Below are 20,438 nucleotides of genomic sequence, written 5' to 3' on the forward strand. Positions count from 1 at the left end.
ACTAGAACTGGAAATAAAGGAACGGATTGTAGCTCTGGGTAAAGAGCGCAAGCGTTGCAAGGATGAAAAGCCCAAGCACGACAAGCGATTTTTTGAACGAGACGTCAACGCACCAATCGTAGCTGCGGAACTTCCAGAACGAGAAGAGCCCTGCAAGCAGCATGAAAGTGACGCATGTCGGCGTGAAAATTTCAGTAGACAAAATCACGTCGGAAGCAGCCGTTGCGCCAAGCCCAAGCATATTCTTCCACATGCGGACGGCATCGCCAATAGAATCCGCACGGAAAAGCACCCAGCCAAAGAGCACAATCACCTGAGTCAAAAGGATTTGCACCACGCGAGGAGCCTTGTAGTACCAAGCGTTCTTGTTGTTCGCACGTTCGACAATCATGAAGAAGGCGTGATAAAGGCCCCAGCACACAAACGTCCAGTTTGCACCATGCCAAACGCCACTCACGAACATCACGAGGAAAAGGTTGAAGTACATGCGACCCGTCGGCACGCGGTTACCGCCCAGCGGAATGTACAGGTAATCGCGGAACCAGCTCGTGAGGGAAATGTGCCAGCGTTTCCAGAAGTCCGTAATGCTAATCGAGCGGTACGGGCCGTTGAAGTTGCGCGGGAAATGGAACCCGAGCATAAGGCCAAGACCAATCGCCATATTAGAATAGGCCGAGAAGTCAAAGTAAATCTGGAACATGTAGGCAAGCGAGCCCCACCAGCTATTGATGACGCCTGGAGCATCGGCCGCAAAAACGCGGTCAGCGATAATGCCCACTTGGTTTGCAAGGAAGATTTTTTCGGCAAAACCAAAGCAGAAGAACAAAATACCGCGCACAAAGTTTTCGAGCGTATGCGTGCGGGTTTCAAGTTCTTCGGCAACCGTATTGTAACGCACAATCGGGCCCGCCACAAGCTGCGGGAAAAGCGCCACGTAGCATGCGAATGTCGCAAAGTTCTTGACCGGAGGTGCCGTACCGCGCCACACGTCAATCGCGTAACTCATGGACTGGAACGAGTAGAACGAAATACCCACCGGCAAAAGGACCGTCATAATAGAGAACGGTTCACAGCCGAGCATGGTCGCAAAATCGTTCACGATTCCCATGCCGAACATGTAATACTTGAAGAATCCAAGTGCACCGAGATTTACCGCAATCGCCGTACCGAGCGCAAAATTCCGCTGGAACTTGCTTGCGTCAGGCGCCGAGATGAACCGCCCCGCCACGTACACCACGAGCGTACAGCCGAACATGAGGAACACGAGCCACGGTTCGAGCCAACCATAAAAGATATAGCTGAAGATGGTGATGAACAAATTCAAGAACGAGTGTTTGGCCCCGAGCTTGAAGAGAACAAAGTAGCCGACCAAGAACGTCGGCAAGAAATAGAAAAGGAAAATCTGGGAAGAGAAGACCATTAATTACTCATTCACTTCAATTGCGAGGTAGCGCGGAGATTCGTCGTCAAAGTATTCATCTTCAACAGCGCCGTCCCAGTTGCCTTCGAGCGGAATGAGCTTGAGCGTGTATTTGGACTTGGCCTTGAATTCGCCAACGTTGCCCTTGGACTTGTCGGCCATCTTGTCCTTGACCTTGCCACGGGCGATGAGCGGGTTATAAACGCCCACGAGAACTTCCTTGGCGTCGAGCTTGCCCGAAACGACCTTTTGGACCTTGTACTTAAATACGTAGACATAGCTGTACAGGTCATTGCTCGGCATTTTGCCCGGAATTTCGGTCAAACGCCCTTCAATGGTGATCGGGTCGGCGGCGAACACGAAGGCGGCCGCGAGGAACAGAGAAAGTATGATTTTCTTAAGCATAAGATTAAAATAGTAAAAAAAACGCGGGATGCCCACAAAACGAGAGGGAGATTCCCGCTTTCGCGGGAATGACAAAGCCAGCAAGTGCAATTAGGCAAATTACAAATATTTTCACAGCAACGTCTTACAAAAACCAATTTTACACCAAATTTTATTAGTTTTTACTTTATTCAAAGTGTAATTTTTCAAAATTTAACGAAAAATTTTCAATTTTCACACCAAAACAGGTCGTTTCAAAATAAAATTTCACTAAAAATTTCAAAAATTTTAGTAAAAGTCGGGTTTTACCTCTTGCCACCCTCAAAAATTACTCCTATATTTCAGCCCATCTAAATTTTCATCTACTCTTTAAAAGACAGGATAAATTATGGCAAATAAGACCTTAAGTGGTGCCGAAGTGATTATCGAATGCCTCAAGCGTGAAGGCGTTGATACAATTTTCGGCTATCCCGGTGGATCGGCCATTCCGATGTTCGATGCCATCCTCGACTCCAGCATCAAAGTTGTGCTCAGCCGTCATGAACAGGGCGCAACCCACATGGCTGACGGTTATGCCCGCCAGACCGGTAAGGTCGGTGTAGCTCTTGTCACTAGCGGTCCGGGTGCAACGAACACGTTTACAGGTATTTATACAGCTCTCATGGATTCTAGCCCGATCGTCGTGCTCACGGCACAGACGACGACTCCGAACTTGGGCAAGGACGCTTTCCAGGAATGCGATACTAGCGGTATGACTTTTGCAACCGTGAAGCATTCTTACTTGGTGAAGGACACGAACGACCTCCCGCGCGTGATGAAGGAAGCTTTCCACATTGCACGTTCTGGCCGTCCGGGCCCGGTGCTTATCGACCTCCCGAAGGACGTGACTGCAGGCCCCTGCACCGCTCCGTTCACGGACCAGATGGACCTTCCGGGTTACAAGATCCCGACCTACGCTTCTACTGAAAGCGTCGAAAAGGCCGCGGAATACCTCAAGAATTCTAAGAAGCCGCTTTTGCTCGTGGGCCATGGTGCCATGATTTCTGGCGCACACCGCCAGGTGAAGGAACTCGCCGAAAAGCTCGGCGCTCCGGTTTGCTGCACAATGCTTGGCCTCGGTGCATTCCCGACCGACCACGAACTTTCTCTCGGCATGCTCGGCATGCACGGTACAATTTACGCCAACAAGGCTGTCCTCGAATGCGACTTGATCCTTTCGATCGGTAGCCGTTGGGACGACCGCATTACCGGTAAGCTCAGCGAATTCTGCAAGAACGCCGTGAAGATGCACATCGACATCGACCCTGCCGAAGAAGGCAAGGTGTTGCAGCCGGATGTGTTCATGTGCGGTGACGCGAAGCTCGTCCTGGAACAGCTCCTCCCGATGGTGAACAAGCTTGATACCGCTGACTGGATCAAGACTTGCCAGACTTGGAAGAAGCGCTACCCGCTTACCTACGCCAAGCAGGGCGGCCTCCGTATGCAGCACATCGTTGCTACCGTGAGCGAACTTACGCAGGGCAAGGCTATTGTTACTACAGACGTGGGCCAGCACCAGATGTGGGTTGCTCAGTTCTTCCACATCAACTATCCGCGTCAGCTCCACTCCAGCGGTGGCGCAGGCACGATGGGCTTTGGCTTCCCGGCTGCTATCGGTGCCGCATTCGGCAACGAAACCGGCTGGCCGGTTTGCAGCTTCAGCGGTGACGGTGGTTTCCAGATGACCGAAGCAGAACTTGCAACGGCAGCCATCCACAAGCTCCCCATCAAGATTTTCGTGATGGACAACAAGTACCTCGGCATGGTGCGCCAGTGGCAGGAACTCTTCTATGACCACCGCTACTCCAGCGTTGACATGAGAGGCAACCCGGACTTCGTGAAGCTCGCTGAAGCTTACGGCATCCCGGGTCTGCGTATCAAGCGCCCGGCCGATGCTGAGCGCGTGATCCAGAAGGCTTTGGACTACAACGACGGCCCGATTCTCATCCACTGCGAATGCGAAAAGGAAGACAACGTGTTCCCGATGATTCCGGCAGGCGCTCCGATCACAAGCATGATCACCGAACAGCCGAAGACGCAGCTCGAAAAACCCACCGGATCGACGTAATAGGAGAATTTGAAAATGAAAGATATTGCACATTCTATTAGCTTGTTAGTAGCAAACCGCCCGGGCGTGCTCGTGCGTATTGCACTCGTGTTCTCCCGCCGTGGCTACAACATCGATTCTCTCGTCGTCTCCCCCACGCTCGACCCGAACTTCAGCCGCATGAACATCATCGCTCACGGCAATCCCGAAATCTTGATGCAAATCATCAAGCAGCTCGAAAAGCTCGTGGACGTGGTTCAGGCAAAGGACCATACCGGTACGGACGCTGTGGAAAAGGAACTCGCCCTCATCAAGGTTCGTTGCACTGCAGAACAGCGCACCGAAATCTTGCAGCTTTGCGACCATTTCCATGCCAACACGGTAGATATGACGATGACTTCCATGATTATCCAGATTACGGGCAACAGCCAGAAGGTCGATACCCTCAAGAGCTTGTTGCAGAAGTTCGAAATCGTGGAATACATCCGCACGGGCAAGGTCATCATGCTCCGCGGTGAAGACAAGACCTAAGCGACCGCTCGGCTCTAAACGCAGAAATAAACCTCCGTCAGAGCCTCGCTCTCGCAAAAGCGTGCAAAACGAGTGTCGCAAAATTATGCTTGCATAATTTTATGACCGAGTAAAGCCGCGGACGCCAAAGGCGTCAACCGCCCTCGGTTAATACCGAGGGCTTTGTTGCTCACGGACGAAAGCATTACATTCGCAGAAGTTAGTAGTTTAGCTTAAAGACGCTCGGGAAACCGGGCGTTTTTTCGTTTGCCCCCTCTATATGCAACGGATGCAACAAAAACGTTCAGTGCCGATCACAAAAAAGGCCCCAAATTACACTTTATATTCCAAAACAAACTATATTAAGATGGTGTAAGGATGTAAGGAGGAAAATTTTTATGAAAATCGAGAAAAAGAAAGTTACCGGTAATTCACGTTTATCGAGCGCCACCAAAGCTGGGGTCGCCTCGTTGCTTGGCATGTCCGCCGTTTTGATGAGCGGTTGTTTAGGCGACGCCGAAAGCGGTCAAGTCATCGGCCCAGTTGAACCAGATAACAATAATCCGAACAGCAGCGACGCTTCCGAGACCCCGGAAATACAGTCTAGTTCTTCTATAGTCGATATTCCGCTGAGCCACGAACGCCTCAGCAGCGAAGCCGTCGAAACACTTTCGTCTTCATCTGTACAATCGCCGAGCAGTTCTTCTGTTGCGCCAATTCAAAGCAGTTCCTCAGAAAAGACGGTCAGCAGCTCGTCCGAAAGCTCCAGCAGCACATTTGTGGAAAAGCCCCGCAGTTCATCGAGTGTTAAGGAAGAATCCAGCAGCTCCACAGAAGTCGTCCCACCATGGGTCGGTCCAGGACGCAATTGCAATTATATTGACTCCATGGGCGTCAACGTCATTATGTGCCATGACGACGATGATTTCCCGCTAGTGAGCATGGTTTCGACTTACGAGATGTTCGACAACGCATAAAATTTGCAAGCGCTAGGTGTAACCATGAAAATTGAGAAGAAGAAAGTCGTCAAGAACTCAAAATTGAGCCGTTTCACCAAAAGCGCGGTCGCGGCCGCACTCGGAATTGCGGCATCCTTCGGGACCATAGCCTGCGATGACAGCGTTTCTGCAACGGGCGGAGACCACCCCAAGCAGCCGCCAGAAACCGAACCGACATGCGGACAGGCTGCATGCGGAGAACAATACAGCAGTTCAAGCTACACCGACATTTCTTCTAGCGGGGAGCGCCTCAGCAGCGAAGCCATCGAAGCACTTTCATCCGCAAAACAGCCGTTGAGCAGTAGTTCCATGGTGTTTCCACCACCGGAATCGGGCTCCCCGATGGCGGATTCGGAATCCTCGATGTCTTCCGAACGTCTCAGCAGTTCGTCTTACGAGCCACCTCCAGAAGCAGGCATTCTTCCGCCATACGAAGAATCCTCGTCAAGCGTAGCGCCATCAAGCAGCTCCATGGAAATACTCGAACCTCTCGCTGGCGATCCGATTGTCACAGAAAGCAGCTCGAGCGAAAGTACGCCTGGAATACAGTCCAGTAGTAGCGATATCAAAGTCCCTGTCCCACAGATTACACCTGTCATAGACACTCTCACCCCCCGTATCCACCTGTGCGAAGACCCAAACAATCCAGGTTGCCTTATAGAAAGCATGGTAACAACGTTTGAGCAGGACGACATTCAAGCATGAACTTAGTCCTTTGCCTTACAGAGCAATGTAATTTACGTTGTACCTACTGCTATTACAAGGAATCGCAAGCAGACCGCAAAACGGTCATGGACGATGCAACCCTCGAGCAGGCCATCAAAATTGCACTTGACCGCACGATTTTCTTTAGGCAGTCGTACTTGAACATCACGTTCTTTGGAGGGGAGCCGCTTTTGCGAAGAGATGCCATTTATAAAGGTGTCGAATTCGCAAAGGCGATTGTCGATGACGCGATGGACAAAGGCAAAATTTCAAAAAATTTTAAGTTGCAATTTGCGGTCAACACAAACGGCACGCTTTTTGACGATGAATTCTTTGATTTTTGCGAAAAGGAACATTTCCGCATTTATCTTTCCCTTGACGGGCCGGAACACCACCACGACATCGCCCGACGCACCGTCAACAACACGGGAAGCTTCAAGGCCATCGAAAAGCATATTCCGCGATTCGTGAAACTCGGCGCAGTCGCGTTAAGCACAGTCACACGAGCGCACGTCAGCACGCTTTTCGAAAGCGTCAAGTGGCTGCACGAACAGGGATTTCAAAGCCTCACCACAAGCGTCGATTTTGATGGCAAATGGAGCGGCGAAGACTTTGACAAGCTCGCCTTGCAATATCAGAAAATGGCAGATTACTGGAGAGAATGCCGCGAAAAAGGCGACAAGTTCTTCCTCGGCACAATCCACGACAAAGTAAAAATAAGACTTATTAATTCGCGATACAGACTTTATTCGTGCCATGTGTACAATGGAGCAATCGGTGTTGCGACAAACGGGAATATGTTCCCTTGCACACGGTTTATTACTTCTAACCCAGACACCCACTATGTGCAGGGGAACGTCTTTACCGGCTTTGATGAAGCGGCATGCGACAAGATTCGTGAATTTTTGGACAACGACAAAAAAGAATGCGAGGGGTGCGACATCCGCTACCGTTGCTGCGCACACGAGTGCGCCTGCACGAGCTATTACACGACGGGGACAATAGAAGGAGTGTCACCCGAAGTGTGCACACACGAAAGAATGCTCGCAGAAATCTGCGATACATTGCTTGAGAAAATGGCGTAATATAGAAGGGAGATTCCCTCCCGGAACGGGGTCCGGGATGACAAAGGTGGCGGGAATGACAAGGCTAAAATCCGAGGACAGCTTCGGAGATTTCGTTCGCTTCGTCGGAACCGTCATCGGCGCGGTCGGCATTGAACTCGCCCCAACCTTCGCTGGTACCGCAGCCTACCCCAACATCCATCGTAGACCACTTGAACACGGCATACACGCGCTCAAAGCGTTCTAGGATTTCGGTCAGGACATCCTCGGGAGGTTCGCCTTCGACTAGGAAAGTTCCATCGATTGCATACAGCTCGGACTCCGGCAATTCCTCGAAGCGACATTCGTATTCATCAGTCATATAATCTTCGACGGAATACCATTCTCCGGAATCGATGCTCGGCAGTTCAGCCTCCGGGAAATGTTCCATAAATGCGCTCCACAACGCATCAAGATCCTCTTGGACTCCAATGAAACGGACTAAGATTCTGCAATCCATACAACCTCCTTTTGAATTTAATTTAGAAAGATTTTTTGAAATTTACTTCTGTGAGCGATAAGCGACCCGTATTAACGGGTCGTGTTCGCGAAAGCGAGGCGAAGATGGATTTTTCCAATTGCACAAGAGCCGAGCGGTTCTTATAAAACAGAAAAGAAAAGGGCTCTCCATGAGAGCCCTTTTCTTTTCTGGAGGTGAGGGGAGTCGAACCCCTGTCCAAAATCACGTCCATGTACGTTCCTACAAGTGTTCCCTTCGTATTTAAGATCTCGTCTTATCCACGCCCAAGAAGGTCGGCGCGGAGTTTGACCAGCCTAGTAAATCTCGGGAGATGCCCCCAGGCATGACACTACCCTATCCCATATTGCGTCCGGACGTACACCCCGATGGGAGCGGAATGAGGCCCGGCGTTGCCGTTAATTAGGCAGCGAGTGCGTAGTTTTCGTCAGCACTTATTTTTTTTCAGACTTTTTAACGAGTTGCCCTCGTCTGAGACCTCGACTTGCAACTAACACTTCGGTAACCCTGTCGAAACCAAAGCACCCCCGGTGAGTGTCGCGACGGCAAGCTTGCTTGCCGGCATGACCGAGCCGGAGTGATTCTGCTCGAAGAGCAGAAAGCACCCCCGGTTAACTGAGGTATGTGCAAATATATAAAGTTCAAAGGAATTTGTAAAGTAACCCGCGAACTTACACATCCCCACAGCAATCAAAAACGAACCGTTCTTTTAGGATTCTAATCAAAAGGTCCTGAAGCCAAAGGCCTCAGAACCCATTTGAGGTGTATAGGATAGCCTTTTTCGGCTCATTGAGCCAAACAAATCCATTCGCTTTTTTAAGCATTACACGAGTCAAGAATATAGTTAATATTCTACAAATTAAGTATGAAAAAATCTATTTTATAGTAATTTTTATGATTAACACACGCACTAGCATCCGAACAAAATTACTTTTTTCTCACAAGTTTTCGATTAACTTGACAACACTTTAAAGCAATTTTATATTTAATGAAATTGATATAGACAAATTAACAAAATTTATTTTTTAAGTAATTCTAAAACTTGACTTTATAGATTTGCGGCCAGAGTTTCCCGGTAATCCAGAAGTTTTTGCCATCGTAGGCGATACCGTTCAAGACATCGACACCGGGGAATTTTTCGCGAATCTCCCCCGCTTTTTTCGCAAAGTCAATATAGCGGAGCACCTTACCGCTTGGGAGTTCAATTTCGGCAATCAAGTCGGTCTGCCAGATATTTGCGTATAAAATATTCCCGACAACTTCAAGTTCGTTCAAAAGCTTTATGGAATAGCGACCATCAGTTACTTTAATGATTCCCGATATACCAAAGCCGCCCGGCGCAATTTGCAGAAGTTCATCGGAGCCGTTGCTCATCAAAAGCTGGTCGCGCCAAAGCGTAAGGCCCCAGCCTTCCGTCGGAATACGGAACTCATCCTTCTTTTTAAACGGCTTGCGCGAGTAGATAAAGGCCTTGTGCGATTTCCAAGTGAGGTAATAAACTTCATCGCCAAGCACTACGGAACCTTCGCCAAAATAGCGCTCCTCGATGCGGGCAGAATCCAAAATTTTTCCGTCGAGCGTTCGGCGGTACAGTCCAGATTTTCCGTACAGCCCTGTCGTTTCAATCATGTCCTTGCCGTCAAACGAGAGTCCCTGCGTAAAATGCGACTGTTCATGCGGAACAGAATCGAGAATCGTAGGCTCAACGCGAGGAGCTTCGGCGTAAGCAGACGAGAGAACAAAGACGAGAAAAGCACAAAAAGATAAACTTCTAAACATATCGTAAAATTACTAAATTTGCGTCCTTCGGACGCATTTAGTACGGCTCGGCCATGTCAAAACATAAATGTTTTGCCGCGTCACTCGCCTTTTACTAAATTTGCGCGCATGGGTGAAATCAGAACTCCTGCCAAAGTGAAAATCATCGTCGGCATTCTTGCCAAAGATGCCAAGTCCGTAGAGGCGGTCCGCGGAGTGCTCAAGTCGCGTTTCGGCGAAGAAGACCTGAACCTGGAACCGTTCCCGTTCACGTTCACCAACTACTACAAAGAAGAAATTGGCGAAACACCGGTACGCGCGTTCTTTAGCTACGAGAATCTCGTGGACCGCGAAACGATTGTCGACATCAAGCTTTGGACAAACGATATTGAACTCGAAATTGCAAAGGAAAACGGGACTCCGGGGCTGCGCCCTGTAAATCTCGATCCGGGCTACATGACGCTTGGGCAGTTCTTTTTGGCAACGACCAAGGACCAGCGCCAGCGCGTTTATATGCAGCGCGGGATTTTCGTGGAGCCAACGTTATACTTCCAGGATGGGCATTTCCACGCTTTTGACTGGACGTATCGCGACTACCAGAGTGAAAATTACATCAAGTATCTCGAAGGGGTGCGCAAGCGCCTCGCCTACCAAATGACGACGGGAAAACCGTATAGTCAAAGAAACAAGAAATAAATTATGAAAGCTGGTATTTTTACAATTCTTCTTCTCTGCTGTTCCAATATCTTTATGACGTTCGCTTGGTACGGCAACCTCAAGCTCAAAGAAATGCACATCAGCACCGACTGGCCGCTGATTCTCGTGATTCTCGCCTCGTGGGGCATTGCGCTCCTAGAGTACAGTTTCATGATTCCCGCGAACAACATCGGGAGCCGCATCAACGGCGGGCCATTCAGCCTGATGCAGTTGAAAATCATCCAGGAAGCGATTTCCTTGACGGTGTTCACGACGATTGCAGTGACCGTATTCCACACGGAAACGCTCCAGTGGAATCACATTGTCGCGTTCTTGCTCATTATCGCGGCTGTATTTTTTGCGTTTCTGAAATAAAAAAAGGAGATGCCCTCCCGGAACGGGTCCGGGATGACAGCTTAGCATGTATGATAAGAAAAAAGTCCGCGCATCTCGAAGATGGCGGACTTTTTTGTGTTCTTTGTAGAGTTCTTTATTCAGCGGAGCTGGAAGAAGATTCGTCCTTGTAGACGTACGGGCAGAGACCTTCCTGATCAGTCAAGCCAGAGCTATACGCCGTTCGCGTACCCTTACGCACAGACCAATCCGTTTCATCAGAGCTTCCGTAGTTGTCCGTCCAAATAACCTTCACACGGCCATAAGAGTTGCAGAGAGCTTCGACACTCTTAAACTTCATCACCACGGAAGATTCCTGATAAGCGTCAATGATAGTGTCCTTGACATCACCCGTGCCATAGGCAAGCTGGAATGCAAAATCCACCGCCTTGGTGTCACCCGAATTCAACACGTTTTTATTCGGAGTATCCGTAGTCACAGTAAGCTGCATTTCATAACCATCAGGTGCTGAATAGACACGTGCAGAAATTTCCGGCTTTGTGAAATTATATACAGACTCGTACGAAATATGCGAGCTCACCTTGATTTGGTCCGTCCAATCCGATTTCTTATCGCCGTTGAGAGCGGCAACACGGTAGAACTTTTCACGGAACTTATCGCCCTTCAACTTATAGTTAACCACGTCTTCAGCCGTTTTTGCGACATCCTTCCATGTAGGATTATCGGCATCAATATCAAGCGACTGCACGATAAACCCTGTTTCAGCACAGTTACTAGCTTCCTTGTACGTCCATCCAAGCTGCCATACACTAGGCGCGATTCGAGTCACAGTAATTGCCGTCGGAGCGGCAGGCTTGCAACTGCTCTTGGAGGCTGTCGAAGTTGTACCCGTAGAAGTCGACTTCACGACGGCATCCGGCATCTTGATTTTATCGGAATACGTAGAGACCTTACCTTCGTAAACGGCGGCCACGCGAATGTACTTGCCCGCAGCGGCAGTATCAATAACCGTTTCGAGAGCGGTTCTATCGTCGATGGTCAAGAACTTTTCCCAAGCGTTCTTGGATTCGATAAAGCGCTGCAACACATAGCTGTCCTTATCGCCAGAATAGGTCCAAGAGACAAGCCAGAGGTTTTCGCCAAGCGTATCGGTGATGGCGAAGTTGGTCGGAACGCCGAGATCTGCATCAGTAGCCGTAGACACGGACGTCGAACCGTTCTCGTTAATCTGCAAACGGTTGCTGCCGTCAGACTTGCCACAGTCGTCAATTGCGACCACGCGATAATACTTACCGACCTTGCTCTTGCCCTGGAGCTTGTACAAAGTCACTTCGGCATTTGTAGTACCTTCGCTCTTCCAGTCCGTATTCGTTGCATCAAGATCCAAGTATTCAATCCTAAAGCCCGTTTCAGGACGATCAGAATTTCGGGTATATTCCCACGAGAAAGTCCAAGACGAATCGCTATCGTTAGCGACGTTAAACTTTGTCGGGGTTGCAAGCGATTCCTTCACCGTTTTGCAAGCACTGACATCCACGGACGAAGACGAACTATCCCCTTTCGATGAACTCGTGAATTCAAAAAAATCATCTTCCGGCGAGGAAGAATTGGTGCAAGCGCCCATAGTTGCGGCAAGCGCCATCGATGCTGTCAATTTGAAAAGTCTCACATTTTTCATAAGACACTCCATCTGGAAAATTTCTTTTTACATATAAATATATTTAATTTCTGTCGAAAAGCATACGAAAACCGCATTTTTATGTAAAATGCGGCATGAAATGTGCGAAAAAACACGCAAAAAAAGGGGATTTTTAGAGGTGTCGGCTCTAAGCCGCGCCCCTTAGAACATCACGCGATACGGAATCTGCTTGTTGAAACGGCGACCCTTAAGGTCGTGATAGCCCTTTTGGGGCATTTCACCACTGCGAAGAATGCGATTTGCGCCGGAATTCGGCCGAAGGACACCGGGAATCGACACCTTCGTCGTGTCCGCAACCTCGCCAAATTTGATGTTCCCGATAAGCGTTTCGCCACCGAGGCCTTCTGCCGTGAGGTAAAAGTCCTGAACGCCCTTCAGTTTCGGCAAGTTCGAACATTGCACGTCAGTCCACTTGGAATCGCCTGCAGTGGGCAATTCGCATTTAGAAATCACATCGCCTTTTTTGCTTTCGGTGCGGAGCGATAGAGTACCACCGGCGCTGTTTTTCACCTGAACGGTTACGCCTACGCCAACAATGGAGTCGGTAATCACATTCTCGAAAATCGCATAGCCACCGTCCTTGATGACAAATTCATCGTTATCCGTGAGGCGCACGCGGATGCCGTTATCAAAGCCATTTGCCGGAATCGTATCGCGGATGATGCGCAAGAAATCGAGACGGTCGAGTTCTGCGTAATGTTTGCCCTTCGTGATTTCAATGAAGTTTGAGCCGCGCTTGAGCTTTGTCGGGATGTACACCACCGACTTTTCAGGGAATTCACTCCAGGCACCAGTCAACGGCAACTGCACTTCTTGCGTTTTGCCGTTGATGTCCACAAAATGCGAGCTGCCGTTTGCGCCGTTATCGGTCCAATTATTGTCGTAACGATAACGGATAAGGTAATCACCCGCCTGCGGGATAATCATCGGCAAGCGAATCTTGCTGTCATCGTAGTTGATGTAAGCGACAAATTCACCGTTCGAAGCCTTGGAACTGCTCGAGATATCCACATGCGTGAGGATGCCGTGTTCCGCCTCGGCACTCAGATAACGTCCCATAAACGGTTGACCAAGTTCGGGCCAGTTATCTTCGGTCCACACGATATCACGCACTTGTATGTAAGAATTACCGCCATCATTTTTATCGTAATAGTGATTCACAAAGCGTTGACGGTTCACGTCTTCGAATGCTTCACCGCCCGCGGGCCCGTAGTAGCGTCCGTAACGGCTGAGGAGAATCGTACCACCGCCATTCAAGAGAGCCTTGCCGCTGCGGTCTACATAGCCGCCATCAATGCGGTTAGAACGCCCGACCGTCGTCTTGTAAGAGTTGTTTTCGAGATCAGCGCCTTTTTTGCAGCAGTTGTCCCAAGCGGTAAAGAGGAAGTACTTTCCGTTGTGTTCAATGAGGCTTGCGCCTTCGACGCCAGCGCCACCGCGGTTCGCGATGTTCTGCATTTTTGCGCCGTCTTTCACCTTGCCCGTTTTTTCGTCCAGTTCGAGAATGTGGATGCCCGTCCCCCACGAACCAAACGCCATCCAGACTTTTCCGTCAAGATCTTTGAGCACCGCCGCGTCAATCGCGTTGTACGAATCACTCTTGACCGTGTGAATCACTTCGCCTTGGTCCGTCCAACCGTAGCCTGGCTTTGTCGGGTCGATTTCCTTACTCGACATGAAGCCCATGCCCGATGAGCGGATACCCATCTCGGAACCGCAATAGTACATGCGGTATTCCCCGCCGATATAGTGAATGTCGGGCGCCCAAATGTCAATCATGTTCGGGGCGTATTTATAAAGCCACTTCGAAAATTCAGGCATGGCGGGCTCGCCATTTTTCCAGTTCAGCGCGTCCTCGGAAAACTGCATGAGCATGTGGTTGTCCGTTGTCGCAAGCGCATAGCCATCCTCGTAGCGGATAATGTCGGGATCATGGCCCGCCCAACGGTGTTCTTTGGCGTACCAATCGGCAGCAAAAGCAGTCTCAATCGAGAGGCCAACGAGAACAAATGCAATGGTGGAAATTTTAGAACAACGAATCATACGACTCCTTTAACCACACACCAGCATACACTATTTAATTTAAATTCCGAAAGGATTTTTCGGTACAATTTATTTGCAAAAAATCACTTCACTTTTACAACGTATCGGCCTTTGGGAAGGTTATTAAATTCGATATCGGTACCGTAAGTTTTTTTATGGGAGACAATTTGTCCCATCGGATTCAAGAGGTAAGCTTGATGAACGCCAGCATTATCGAAGTGTACGCGGTAACCGTTAGGAATTTGTGTCACCGAGTAGTTCAATGTCGGACGGACAGCCGGGAGCGCCACGGAGGATTCGCTCGAACTGCTCACGACAATTTCGCTGGAGCTCGATTCCGCAACAGCACTGCTAGAACTTGATTCCGGCAAGGGGGCACTCTTGAAGAGAATGTTTCCGACAATCGCTTCGCCAGAGACGCCCGAAGCAGTCAAATAAAAGTCCTTGATGCCCGTTTTGCTTTTGAGAGTTCCGCAGTTTGCCTCAGACCAGCCGTTTGCAGCAGCCTTAGCCGTTGAAAGGTCGCACTCAGCAAGGACGGTTCCGTTCTTTGCACCATCACGAATGGCGAGCTTGCCTGCGGTTGCATTTTTCACTTGGATAGAAACTTCGTCACTCTTGATGGAATCGGCAACAACGTTTTCGAAGATCGCGTAGCCGCCATCCTTGATAGCAAATTCATCCTTGTCCGTGAGGCGCACGCGGATACCATTATCAAAGCCGTTTGCCGGAATCGTATCGCGAATCACACGCAAAAAATCGATGCGGTCGAGTTCCGAGAAGAATCCGTTCGGTTGCGGTTCAATTTCGATGAAGTTGCCACCGCGTTTGAGCGTTGCCGGAATCATCACGATAGACTTCTCCGGGAACGTGCCCCAAGAACCTGTCGGCGGGAGCGTCACGGTTTGCGACTTGCCATTGACGGTGACTTTGTGTGTAGCATCGCCTTCGCCGCCGTTTGCATAGCGGTAACGCAACAGATATTCGCCCGCTTGCATGATGTTCATTGGCAAACGAATCTTGGAGCCGGCCGTGTTGATGTAAGCAAGGTATTCACCGTTCGAAGCGGTATTGCTACGAGTAATCGCAAGGTCGCCCGACACCGCGCGCGTCAAGACACCGTGTTCAACTTCGGCACTCAAATAACGTCCGAGGAAGGGCTGTCCCATCTCAGCCCAGTTATCCTCGGTAAACACAACATCGCGAATATGAATATGATTGAACTTGTCGCCGTTAAGATCGTAATAGTGATGCACAAAACGCACGCGGTTCAAGTCTTGGAAAGCTTCGCCGCCGCCCGGGCCGACGTATCGACCATAGCGTTCCATAAGGATTGTGCCACCGCCATTCGCCATATCGTAGCCTGCACGATCTTTGTACGGACCGGTTACTTTATCAGCACGACCATAAGCAGTTTTGTAAGTTGTCTTTTCAATATCGTTGCCCTGCTGGCAGCAGATATCCCATGCGGTAAACAAGAAATACTGACCGCCATGTTCAATCAAGCTCGGACCTTCTTCGGCACCGTTACTTGCCTTACTCGTGCGGCGAGCAATGTTATAGACAGTCTTGTCGTCACTGGCCTGATAGCCCGTCTTTGCATCCAACTTAATCAACTGGATTCCAAGACCGAACGAACCAAACGCCATCCAATAATTGCCTTCGGTATCACGAACGACATCGGCATCAATCGCATTGTACTTGTCCGATGCCACCGTATGGAAAACGTGGCCATGATCCGTCCAGCCGTAGCCCGTTGTGCCAGGCATAATCGACTTTGTGGACTGATAGCCAATCGCAGATGTGCGCTTGCCAAAAACAGAGACGCAGTAATACACGCGATATTCGCCGTTCATGTAATAAATGTCAGGCGCCCAGATACCTTCGGTTGTAGGCGCATACGTGTAAGCCCACTGCGGGATTTTGCTCACCGTTGACTTGTGGTTTTGCCATGTGTAAGCATCTTCGGATGTCCACAGTTGCAAATTATTGTTCGTGCTCATGAGGGCGTAACCGTCTTCAAAGCGCACCATGCTCGGGTCATGACCCGGCTGCAAGTTGTCCTTGGCGTACCAACCGGCAGCCGACACAGCGGAGACGCCAAAAGCGCCAATCGTTGCGAGAGTCGCGCTGTTCACAAGATTCGCAAAATTCAAAACCTTCATTTCCATACTCCTTAAAATTATTTCACCAAAACCTTTGCTGTAGTACGGACTGCGCGAACAAAGTACATTCCCGAACGAACGAAACGCACTTGGATTTCACGACCATAGCCACGACGCACAACAACACCATTCACATCAAGCAAAGCCCAAGACGCTTCTATGCCCAAACGAATCACGCGAGCACTCGCATCGTAGTGAACCTGTTGCAAAGTAGGCGCATTCAAAGTACCGCGTGCAATCCCCGTCGTCCCACCATTGCCGGAGTCCGTCGGCGGTTCAACTTTCGGCAATTCAGCTTTTGCAAATTGCACTTTTTGATTATCCGTTCCTGTGCGAACCCATGTGATGACCGGCATCCCGACTTCCTTCGAAATGTTCAGCACATCGCCGAGGTAATCGCTATCGTAATCCGCAAACAAGAAGTAACCCTTCTTTGCAGATGCATTTTCAATGCGGATTTCACAAGATGTTTCAGAAGTTTTCACCGTATCCAACAACGTCTTGGGCGGGCAATAGTAGCGGCCCGTTGCAAAATTCTTGAGCGTGTAATAACGCGCCGAATCGCCATGCGCAAGCACCCAAAGTTGCGCTTCGTTCTTTTCATCCGCAGCTTGCTGCACCACAATGCCATCGCTATCTTCAAGAGCCAAATTGCTATGCGAAACCGTCAAGCGGTAACCGCCCTCTTCGATAAGCGCATTGTTGACTGGATCCACGCCATCCGTATGCTTGATTTTCTGGATTAAGCCATCGCGGTCGTAATAGAGGTAATCGATATTCACGGAACGGCGGTACGTCCAACCACCCGGAGAATTCGCTCCGTGGTACATGAAATACCAATGTCCGAGATACTTGAAAATCGCCTGATGGTTCGTCTCGGAATTGTCCATTTTATCGTTGATGACGCCTTTTTGCGTCCACGGTCCGTTCAGGCTCGGTGCCATGGAATAATTCGTCGTCGAGGGGTACCCCGAAGCATAGCTGAAGTAGTAATTGCCACGGAAATAGTGCATCCACGAGGCTTCGAAAAAGTCCTTGATCTTGATATCTTCGGGCGTGCTTGCAAGTTCAATCATGTTTTCTTTGAGCTTCACGCGGCGGCCCGCATTCCACGAGCCCCAATACATCCAGATATCGTCACCATCGTAGAAAATCGCAGGGTCGATGTTCAATTTTACATCATTTGGCGTATTGTCCGTGATGAGCGCCTGCCCAATCGCGTCTTTCCACGGTCCGGACGGATGGTCCGCAACGGCAACGCCAATCGCAAATCCTTCACTTCCATTTTCCTTGATGGTCCCGTGATGGACGGCCACATACCAGTAAAACTTGCCATTTCTGTATTCGCAATGGCCCGCAAAAGCGCTTGCATTCGCCCATTTGAACGTCTTGACGCTCAAAACCGCCCCGTAATCGTGATAATGTTCCATATCGTCGGTCACGAGCACGTGCCAGTCGTTCATGATGAAAGCTTTATTGTTATTGCCCTGCGGCCCCTGTTCGTCGTGACCCGCAAAGATAAAGAGCGAGTCGTTATGCACGAGGGCTGCGGCATCCGCAGAATAAAAGTCCATCGTCAACGGATTTGCGGCAAAAGCCGATTGCGCCCCCAAAACGCCAAATAGGCAAAAGAGGCCAAAAAAGGCCCATTCCAACGTCGTAAAAAATCCAGAACCCCTAGTCCTCATAAACATCTCCGTATCCACACCAACAACTTTCTTAAATATATATCAAAAATTATAAAAAGTCCACATATTTATTTATGACATCGCGTATTTTTAGAGTAAAAACAGAAAATAATCTACATTTCTATAAATTAAAAGTCAACAGTTTAAGCAATCAGCAACAGCCATATAATACAAAGCGTATCATTTAGGTTTTACGCAGTTTATTCTCGTGAAATTATTCATTTATTTGAAACATTTTTCTAATATAAAACGCACCCAAATTAATTATATTTTATGTTGGGTAAGTTTGATTAGGAGAGTGGATTATGAAAAGATCTTTGTTGGTCGCACTTTGCGCAACGTCAGTCGTTTACGCAGGTTCATTCAAAACCTGGGATGTAGCCAAAATTTTTGAAGAATTCTATCTAGACTTTCAAATCCATACAGGTCTTGGCAATGGACTCGAAACAGAAGGCTACTGGTATTCTTACAACGATAACAACAACTTGGGAACATCTAAAATCGCTTGGCCTGTATCGACAGATTTGTTTTACTCAAATCAATCTTTAGAGCCCGTCATCGAGGAATGCAAAGGCCTTGCTGGCACAGCGTTTCTAGACAAAGGATCTTATGAACACGATCCGTATGTCGGTGTGGGCTTCAATGTTGTCGGCGAAACCTCAGAAACAAACCCAGCGCCAGATATTGGTGATGCATCAGCCTGGGGCGGGCTCTGCGTGACCTACATGTCAGACACAGATATAGCCTTGGAACTCGGTCTTGGTGAAACCGTCGATTCAACAATCAATTACGCAAATCCAACAGTAACACTTCCCGCGGCAAAAGCTCCAAACATTCTATCGCCCAACGGAAAATACGGAAACAAAGTCGTCGTCAACTGGTCCGACTTTAAACAGCCTTCATGGTACGATGGAGCCGTTAAAATCGACGGCGAGACGGCAGCAAAACAGCTTGCCGCCGTACACTTTAAAATTCAGGCGGAACCAGGCGAATACAATTTCAACATCTGTGCCATCGGCCCGAAAGACGGGACATGCCCAGAACAATGCGGAACACCAAGTGCAGGGATTCAAATTGCTCGCGGGACATCCGCAGTCAAAGCAATTTTGAACGGGCGCACGCTTGGATTCACGGGAATCAAGTCCACAGCCACCGTCGAGGTTTTGAATTCTCTTGGACAAGTCGTGATGAAAGGCGCCATTAACAACGCCACGAATAACGCGGCAACGCTTAACCTCGCCGCGCTCAATGCGGGAATTTATATGGTGCGTGTGAGCGGGAAAAACGTGAATTTTGCAAAGAAAATAGTACTGAGGTAACGCAAAATATGAAAAAAATTACGTTAGCTGCACTTTGTGCTGCAACATCAACTTTTGCAGGGCCGTTTATCACATGGAACGGAGCCGATGAATATGCTAACGACCAAGTTCAAACAGGACTTGGCAACGAAACAGAAACGAGCGGATTCTGGTTCTCCTACGGAGACGATGGTGATGGAGGCGCGTCAGCAGTCCGTTGGGACGTCTATACAGATCCTCTACCACCACATGTACTCGAACCCATCGTCTTGGAGTGCAAAGGGCTGTGCGGAACAGCTATGCTCAGCAAAGGCACATTAACCTACACACCTTTCATAGGTTTAGGCTTCAGTGTTGTCGGACAAATTTCATATGAAGATTTTTCCTATGCCACAGGCGACGCCTCTTCTTGGGGCGGACTCTGCGTAACTTACACTTCCGACGCAGACATACAACTTGAACTCGGCCTTGGTAAAGCAACCGATTCCACAATCAATTACGCAAATCCGGCTGTCAATCTCCCCGCCTCCAAGGCTAGCAACAGAATGGTTTTCAGTTGGTCCGATTTTAAGCAACCTTCGTCATACGACGGGGCCGTCAAAATCGAAGGTGAAGCCGCAGCAAAGCAACTCGCCATGGTCAAATTCAAGATACAGGCAGAGGACGGCGATTACCATTTTAACATTTGCGCGGTCGGCCCCAAAGACGGCACATGCCCAGAAAAATGCGGAACGCCAAGTGCAGGGATTCAAATTGCTCGTGGGACATCCGCAGTCAAAGCAATTTTGAACGGGCGCACGCTTGGATTCACGGGAATCAAGTCCACAGCCACCGTCGAGGTTTTGAATTCTCTTGGACAAGTCGTGATGAAAGGCGCCATTAACAACGCCACGAATAACGCGGCAACGCTTAACCTCGCCGCGCTCAATGCGGGAATTTATATGGTGCGTGTGAGCGGGAAAAACGTGAATTTTGCAAAGAAAATAGTACTGAGGTAAAGCTATACGAGATGGAGATTCCCGGTCATCCCCGTCAAGCGAGGACAGGCGCCGG

At 49.3% G+C, this 20,438-nt stretch carries 17 protein-coding genes and 1 other RNA gene; 9 read left to right on the top strand and 9 right to left on the bottom strand.

Annotated elements, in window-relative coordinates; all coding sequences use genetic code 11:
• Position 1 precedes the first annotated feature (1 nt).
• Entirely contained in the window at positions 2-1,420 is a 1,419-nt protein-coding gene (locus B7982_RS02345) for an MBOAT family protein (RefSeq protein WP_088659378.1), read from the bottom strand.
• A gap of 3 nt (positions 1,421-1,423) precedes the next feature.
• The gene (locus B7982_RS02350; RefSeq protein ID WP_015732392.1) at positions 1,424-1,825 is read right to left on the bottom strand and encodes a hypothetical protein; all 402 of its coding nucleotides are present in this window, start codon (positions 1,823-1,825) and stop codon (positions 1,424-1,426) included.
• A gap of 367 nt (positions 1,826-2,192) precedes the next feature.
• On the opposite strand from B7982_RS02350, the gene ilvB reads away from it, so the two are divergent.
• From ilvB to B7982_RS02375, 5 genes are all read left to right on the top strand, one after another.
• Positions 2,193-3,911, top strand: coding sequence for a biosynthetic-type acetolactate synthase large subunit (gene ilvB / locus B7982_RS02355; protein ID WP_014547308.1), 1,719 nt, complete (start codon positions 2,193-2,195; stop codon positions 3,909-3,911).
• Positions 3,912-3,926: 15 nt separating this feature from the next.
• A complete protein-coding gene (ilvN, locus tag B7982_RS02360; RefSeq protein ID WP_014547307.1) occupies positions 3,927-4,421 on the top strand; it encodes an acetolactate synthase small subunit in 495 nt (164 codons plus the stop codon).
• Between the two features lie 377 nt (positions 4,422-4,798).
• Positions 4,799-5,377 (top strand): hypothetical protein, encoded by a 579-nt coding sequence (locus B7982_RS02365; protein WP_088659379.1) that lies wholly within the window; start codon positions 4,799-4,801, stop codon positions 5,375-5,377.
• Between the two features lie 24 nt (positions 5,378-5,401).
• Complete coding sequence (locus tag B7982_RS02370) at positions 5,402-6,103, top strand: hypothetical protein (RefSeq protein ID WP_088659380.1); 702 nt, start codon at positions 5,402-5,404, stop codon at positions 6,101-6,103.
• Entirely contained in the window at positions 6,100-7,188 is a 1,089-nt protein-coding gene (locus B7982_RS02375; RefSeq protein ID WP_088659381.1) for a radical SAM protein, read from the top strand. The genes B7982_RS02370 and B7982_RS02375 overlap by 4 nt, the downstream gene beginning before the upstream one ends.
• A 64-nt stretch (positions 7,189-7,252) precedes the next feature.
• Here the strand turns inward: B7982_RS02375 and B7982_RS02380 are convergent, their stop codons facing one another.
• The 3 genes from B7982_RS02380 to B7982_RS02390 form a co-directional block, all read right to left on the bottom strand.
• Positions 7,253-7,666, bottom strand: coding sequence for a hypothetical protein (locus B7982_RS02380; RefSeq protein ID WP_088659382.1), 414 nt, complete (start codon positions 7,664-7,666; stop codon positions 7,253-7,255).
• Between the two features lie 186 nt (positions 7,667-7,852).
• Positions 7,853-8,213: a transfer-messenger RNA gene (gene ssrA / locus B7982_RS02385) on the bottom strand.
• A 506-nt stretch (positions 8,214-8,719) separates the two neighbouring features.
• Positions 8,720-9,463 (bottom strand): glutaminyl-peptide cyclotransferase, encoded by a 744-nt coding sequence (locus tag B7982_RS02390; RefSeq protein WP_233138324.1) that lies wholly within the window; start codon positions 9,461-9,463, stop codon positions 8,720-8,722.
• A gap of 108 nt (positions 9,464-9,571) precedes the next feature.
• Between B7982_RS02390 and B7982_RS02395 the strand changes: the two genes are divergently transcribed.
• Both B7982_RS02395 and B7982_RS02400 read left to right on the top strand, forming a co-directional pair.
• Complete coding sequence (locus tag B7982_RS02395; protein ID WP_088659383.1) at positions 9,572-10,138, top strand: DUF4416 family protein; 567 nt, start codon at positions 9,572-9,574, stop codon at positions 10,136-10,138.
• A gap of 3 nt (positions 10,139-10,141) precedes the next feature.
• The gene (locus B7982_RS02400) at positions 10,142-10,513 is read left to right on the top strand and encodes a DMT family protein (RefSeq protein WP_088659384.1); all 372 of its coding nucleotides are present in this window, start codon (positions 10,142-10,144) and stop codon (positions 10,511-10,513) included.
• A gap of 115 nt (positions 10,514-10,628) precedes the next feature.
• Here B7982_RS02400 and B7982_RS02405 read toward each other — a convergent pair whose 3' ends face one another.
• From B7982_RS02405 to B7982_RS02420, 4 genes are all read right to left on the bottom strand, one after another.
• The gene (locus B7982_RS02405; protein WP_088659385.1) at positions 10,629-12,170 is read right to left on the bottom strand and encodes a fibronectin type III domain-containing protein; all 1,542 of its coding nucleotides are present in this window, start codon (positions 12,168-12,170) and stop codon (positions 10,629-10,631) included.
• A 162-nt stretch (positions 12,171-12,332) separates the two neighbouring features.
• Positions 12,333-14,234: a family 43 glycosylhydrolase gene (locus B7982_RS02410; RefSeq protein WP_233138325.1), complete on the bottom strand. Its 1,902-nt coding sequence runs from the start codon at positions 14,232-14,234 to the stop codon at positions 12,333-12,335.
• An 83-nt stretch (positions 14,235-14,317) separates the two neighbouring features.
• Positions 14,318-16,399 (bottom strand): family 43 glycosylhydrolase, encoded by a 2,082-nt coding sequence (locus B7982_RS02415; protein ID WP_088659549.1) that lies wholly within the window; start codon positions 16,397-16,399, stop codon positions 14,318-14,320.
• 17 nt (positions 16,400-16,416) lie between these two features.
• A complete protein-coding gene (locus B7982_RS02420) occupies positions 16,417-18,087 on the bottom strand; it encodes a family 43 glycosylhydrolase (protein ID WP_088659386.1) in 1,671 nt (556 codons plus the stop codon).
• Between the two features lie 305 nt (positions 18,088-18,392).
• Between B7982_RS02420 and B7982_RS02425 the strand changes: the two genes are divergently transcribed.
• A complete protein-coding gene (locus tag B7982_RS02425; RefSeq protein WP_088659387.1) occupies positions 18,393-19,406 on the top strand; it encodes a T9SS type A sorting domain-containing protein in 1,014 nt (337 codons plus the stop codon).
• An 8-nt stretch (positions 19,407-19,414) separates the two neighbouring features.
• The gene (locus B7982_RS02430; RefSeq protein ID WP_088659388.1) at positions 19,415-20,383 is read left to right on the top strand and encodes a T9SS type A sorting domain-containing protein; all 969 of its coding nucleotides are present in this window, start codon (positions 19,415-19,417) and stop codon (positions 20,381-20,383) included.
• Positions 20,384-20,438: the final 55 nt, after the last annotated feature.

The organism is Fibrobacter sp. UWB2 (assembly GCF_002210425.1).
GTDB lineage: Bacteria > Fibrobacterota > Fibrobacteria > Fibrobacterales > Fibrobacteraceae > Fibrobacter > Fibrobacter elongatus.

Bases quoted from the DNA above. Each gene is read 5' to 3' on its own strand.
- B7982_RS02345 (WP_088659378.1), bottom strand. From the start codon at position 1,420: ATGGTCTTCTCTTCCCAGATTTTCCTTTTCTATTTCTTGCCGACGTTC.
- B7982_RS02350 (WP_015732392.1), bottom strand. From the start codon at position 1,825: ATGCTTAAGAAAATCATACTTTCTCTGTTCCTCGCGGCCGCCTTCGTG.
- ilvB (WP_014547308.1), top strand. From the start codon at position 2,193: ATGGCAAATAAGACCTTAAGTGGTGCCGAAGTGATTATCGAATGCCTC.
- ilvN (WP_014547307.1), top strand. From the start codon at position 3,927: ATGAAAGATATTGCACATTCTATTAGCTTGTTAGTAGCAAACCGCCCG.
- B7982_RS02365 (WP_088659379.1), top strand. From the start codon at position 4,799: ATGAAAATCGAGAAAAAGAAAGTTACCGGTAATTCACGTTTATCGAGC.
- B7982_RS02370 (WP_088659380.1), top strand. From the start codon at position 5,402: ATGAAAATTGAGAAGAAGAAAGTCGTCAAGAACTCAAAATTGAGCCGT.
- B7982_RS02375 (WP_088659381.1), top strand. From the start codon at position 6,100: ATGAACTTAGTCCTTTGCCTTACAGAGCAATGTAATTTACGTTGTACC.
- B7982_RS02380 (WP_088659382.1), bottom strand. From the start codon at position 7,666: ATGGATTGCAGAATCTTAGTCCGTTTCATTGGAGTCCAAGAGGATCTT.
- B7982_RS02390 (WP_233138324.1), bottom strand. From the start codon at position 9,463: ATGTTTAGAAGTTTATCTTTTTGTGCTTTTCTCGTCTTTGTTCTCTCG.
- B7982_RS02395 (WP_088659383.1), top strand. From the start codon at position 9,572: ATGGGTGAAATCAGAACTCCTGCCAAAGTGAAAATCATCGTCGGCATT.
- B7982_RS02400 (WP_088659384.1), top strand. From the start codon at position 10,142: ATGAAAGCTGGTATTTTTACAATTCTTCTTCTCTGCTGTTCCAATATC.
- B7982_RS02405 (WP_088659385.1), bottom strand. From the start codon at position 12,170: ATGAAAAATGTGAGACTTTTCAAATTGACAGCATCGATGGCGCTTGCC.
- B7982_RS02410 (WP_233138325.1), bottom strand. From the start codon at position 14,234: ATGATTCGTTGTTCTAAAATTTCCACCATTGCATTTGTTCTCGTTGGC.
- B7982_RS02415 (WP_088659549.1), bottom strand. From the start codon at position 16,399: ATGAAGGTTTTGAATTTTGCGAATCTTGTGAACAGCGCGACTCTCGCA.
- B7982_RS02420 (WP_088659386.1), bottom strand. From the start codon at position 18,087: ATGAGGACTAGGGGTTCTGGATTTTTTACGACGTTGGAATGGGCCTTT.
- B7982_RS02425 (WP_088659387.1), top strand. From the start codon at position 18,393: ATGAAAAGATCTTTGTTGGTCGCACTTTGCGCAACGTCAGTCGTTTAC.
- B7982_RS02430 (WP_088659388.1), top strand. From the start codon at position 19,415: ATGAAAAAAATTACGTTAGCTGCACTTTGTGCTGCAACATCAACTTTT.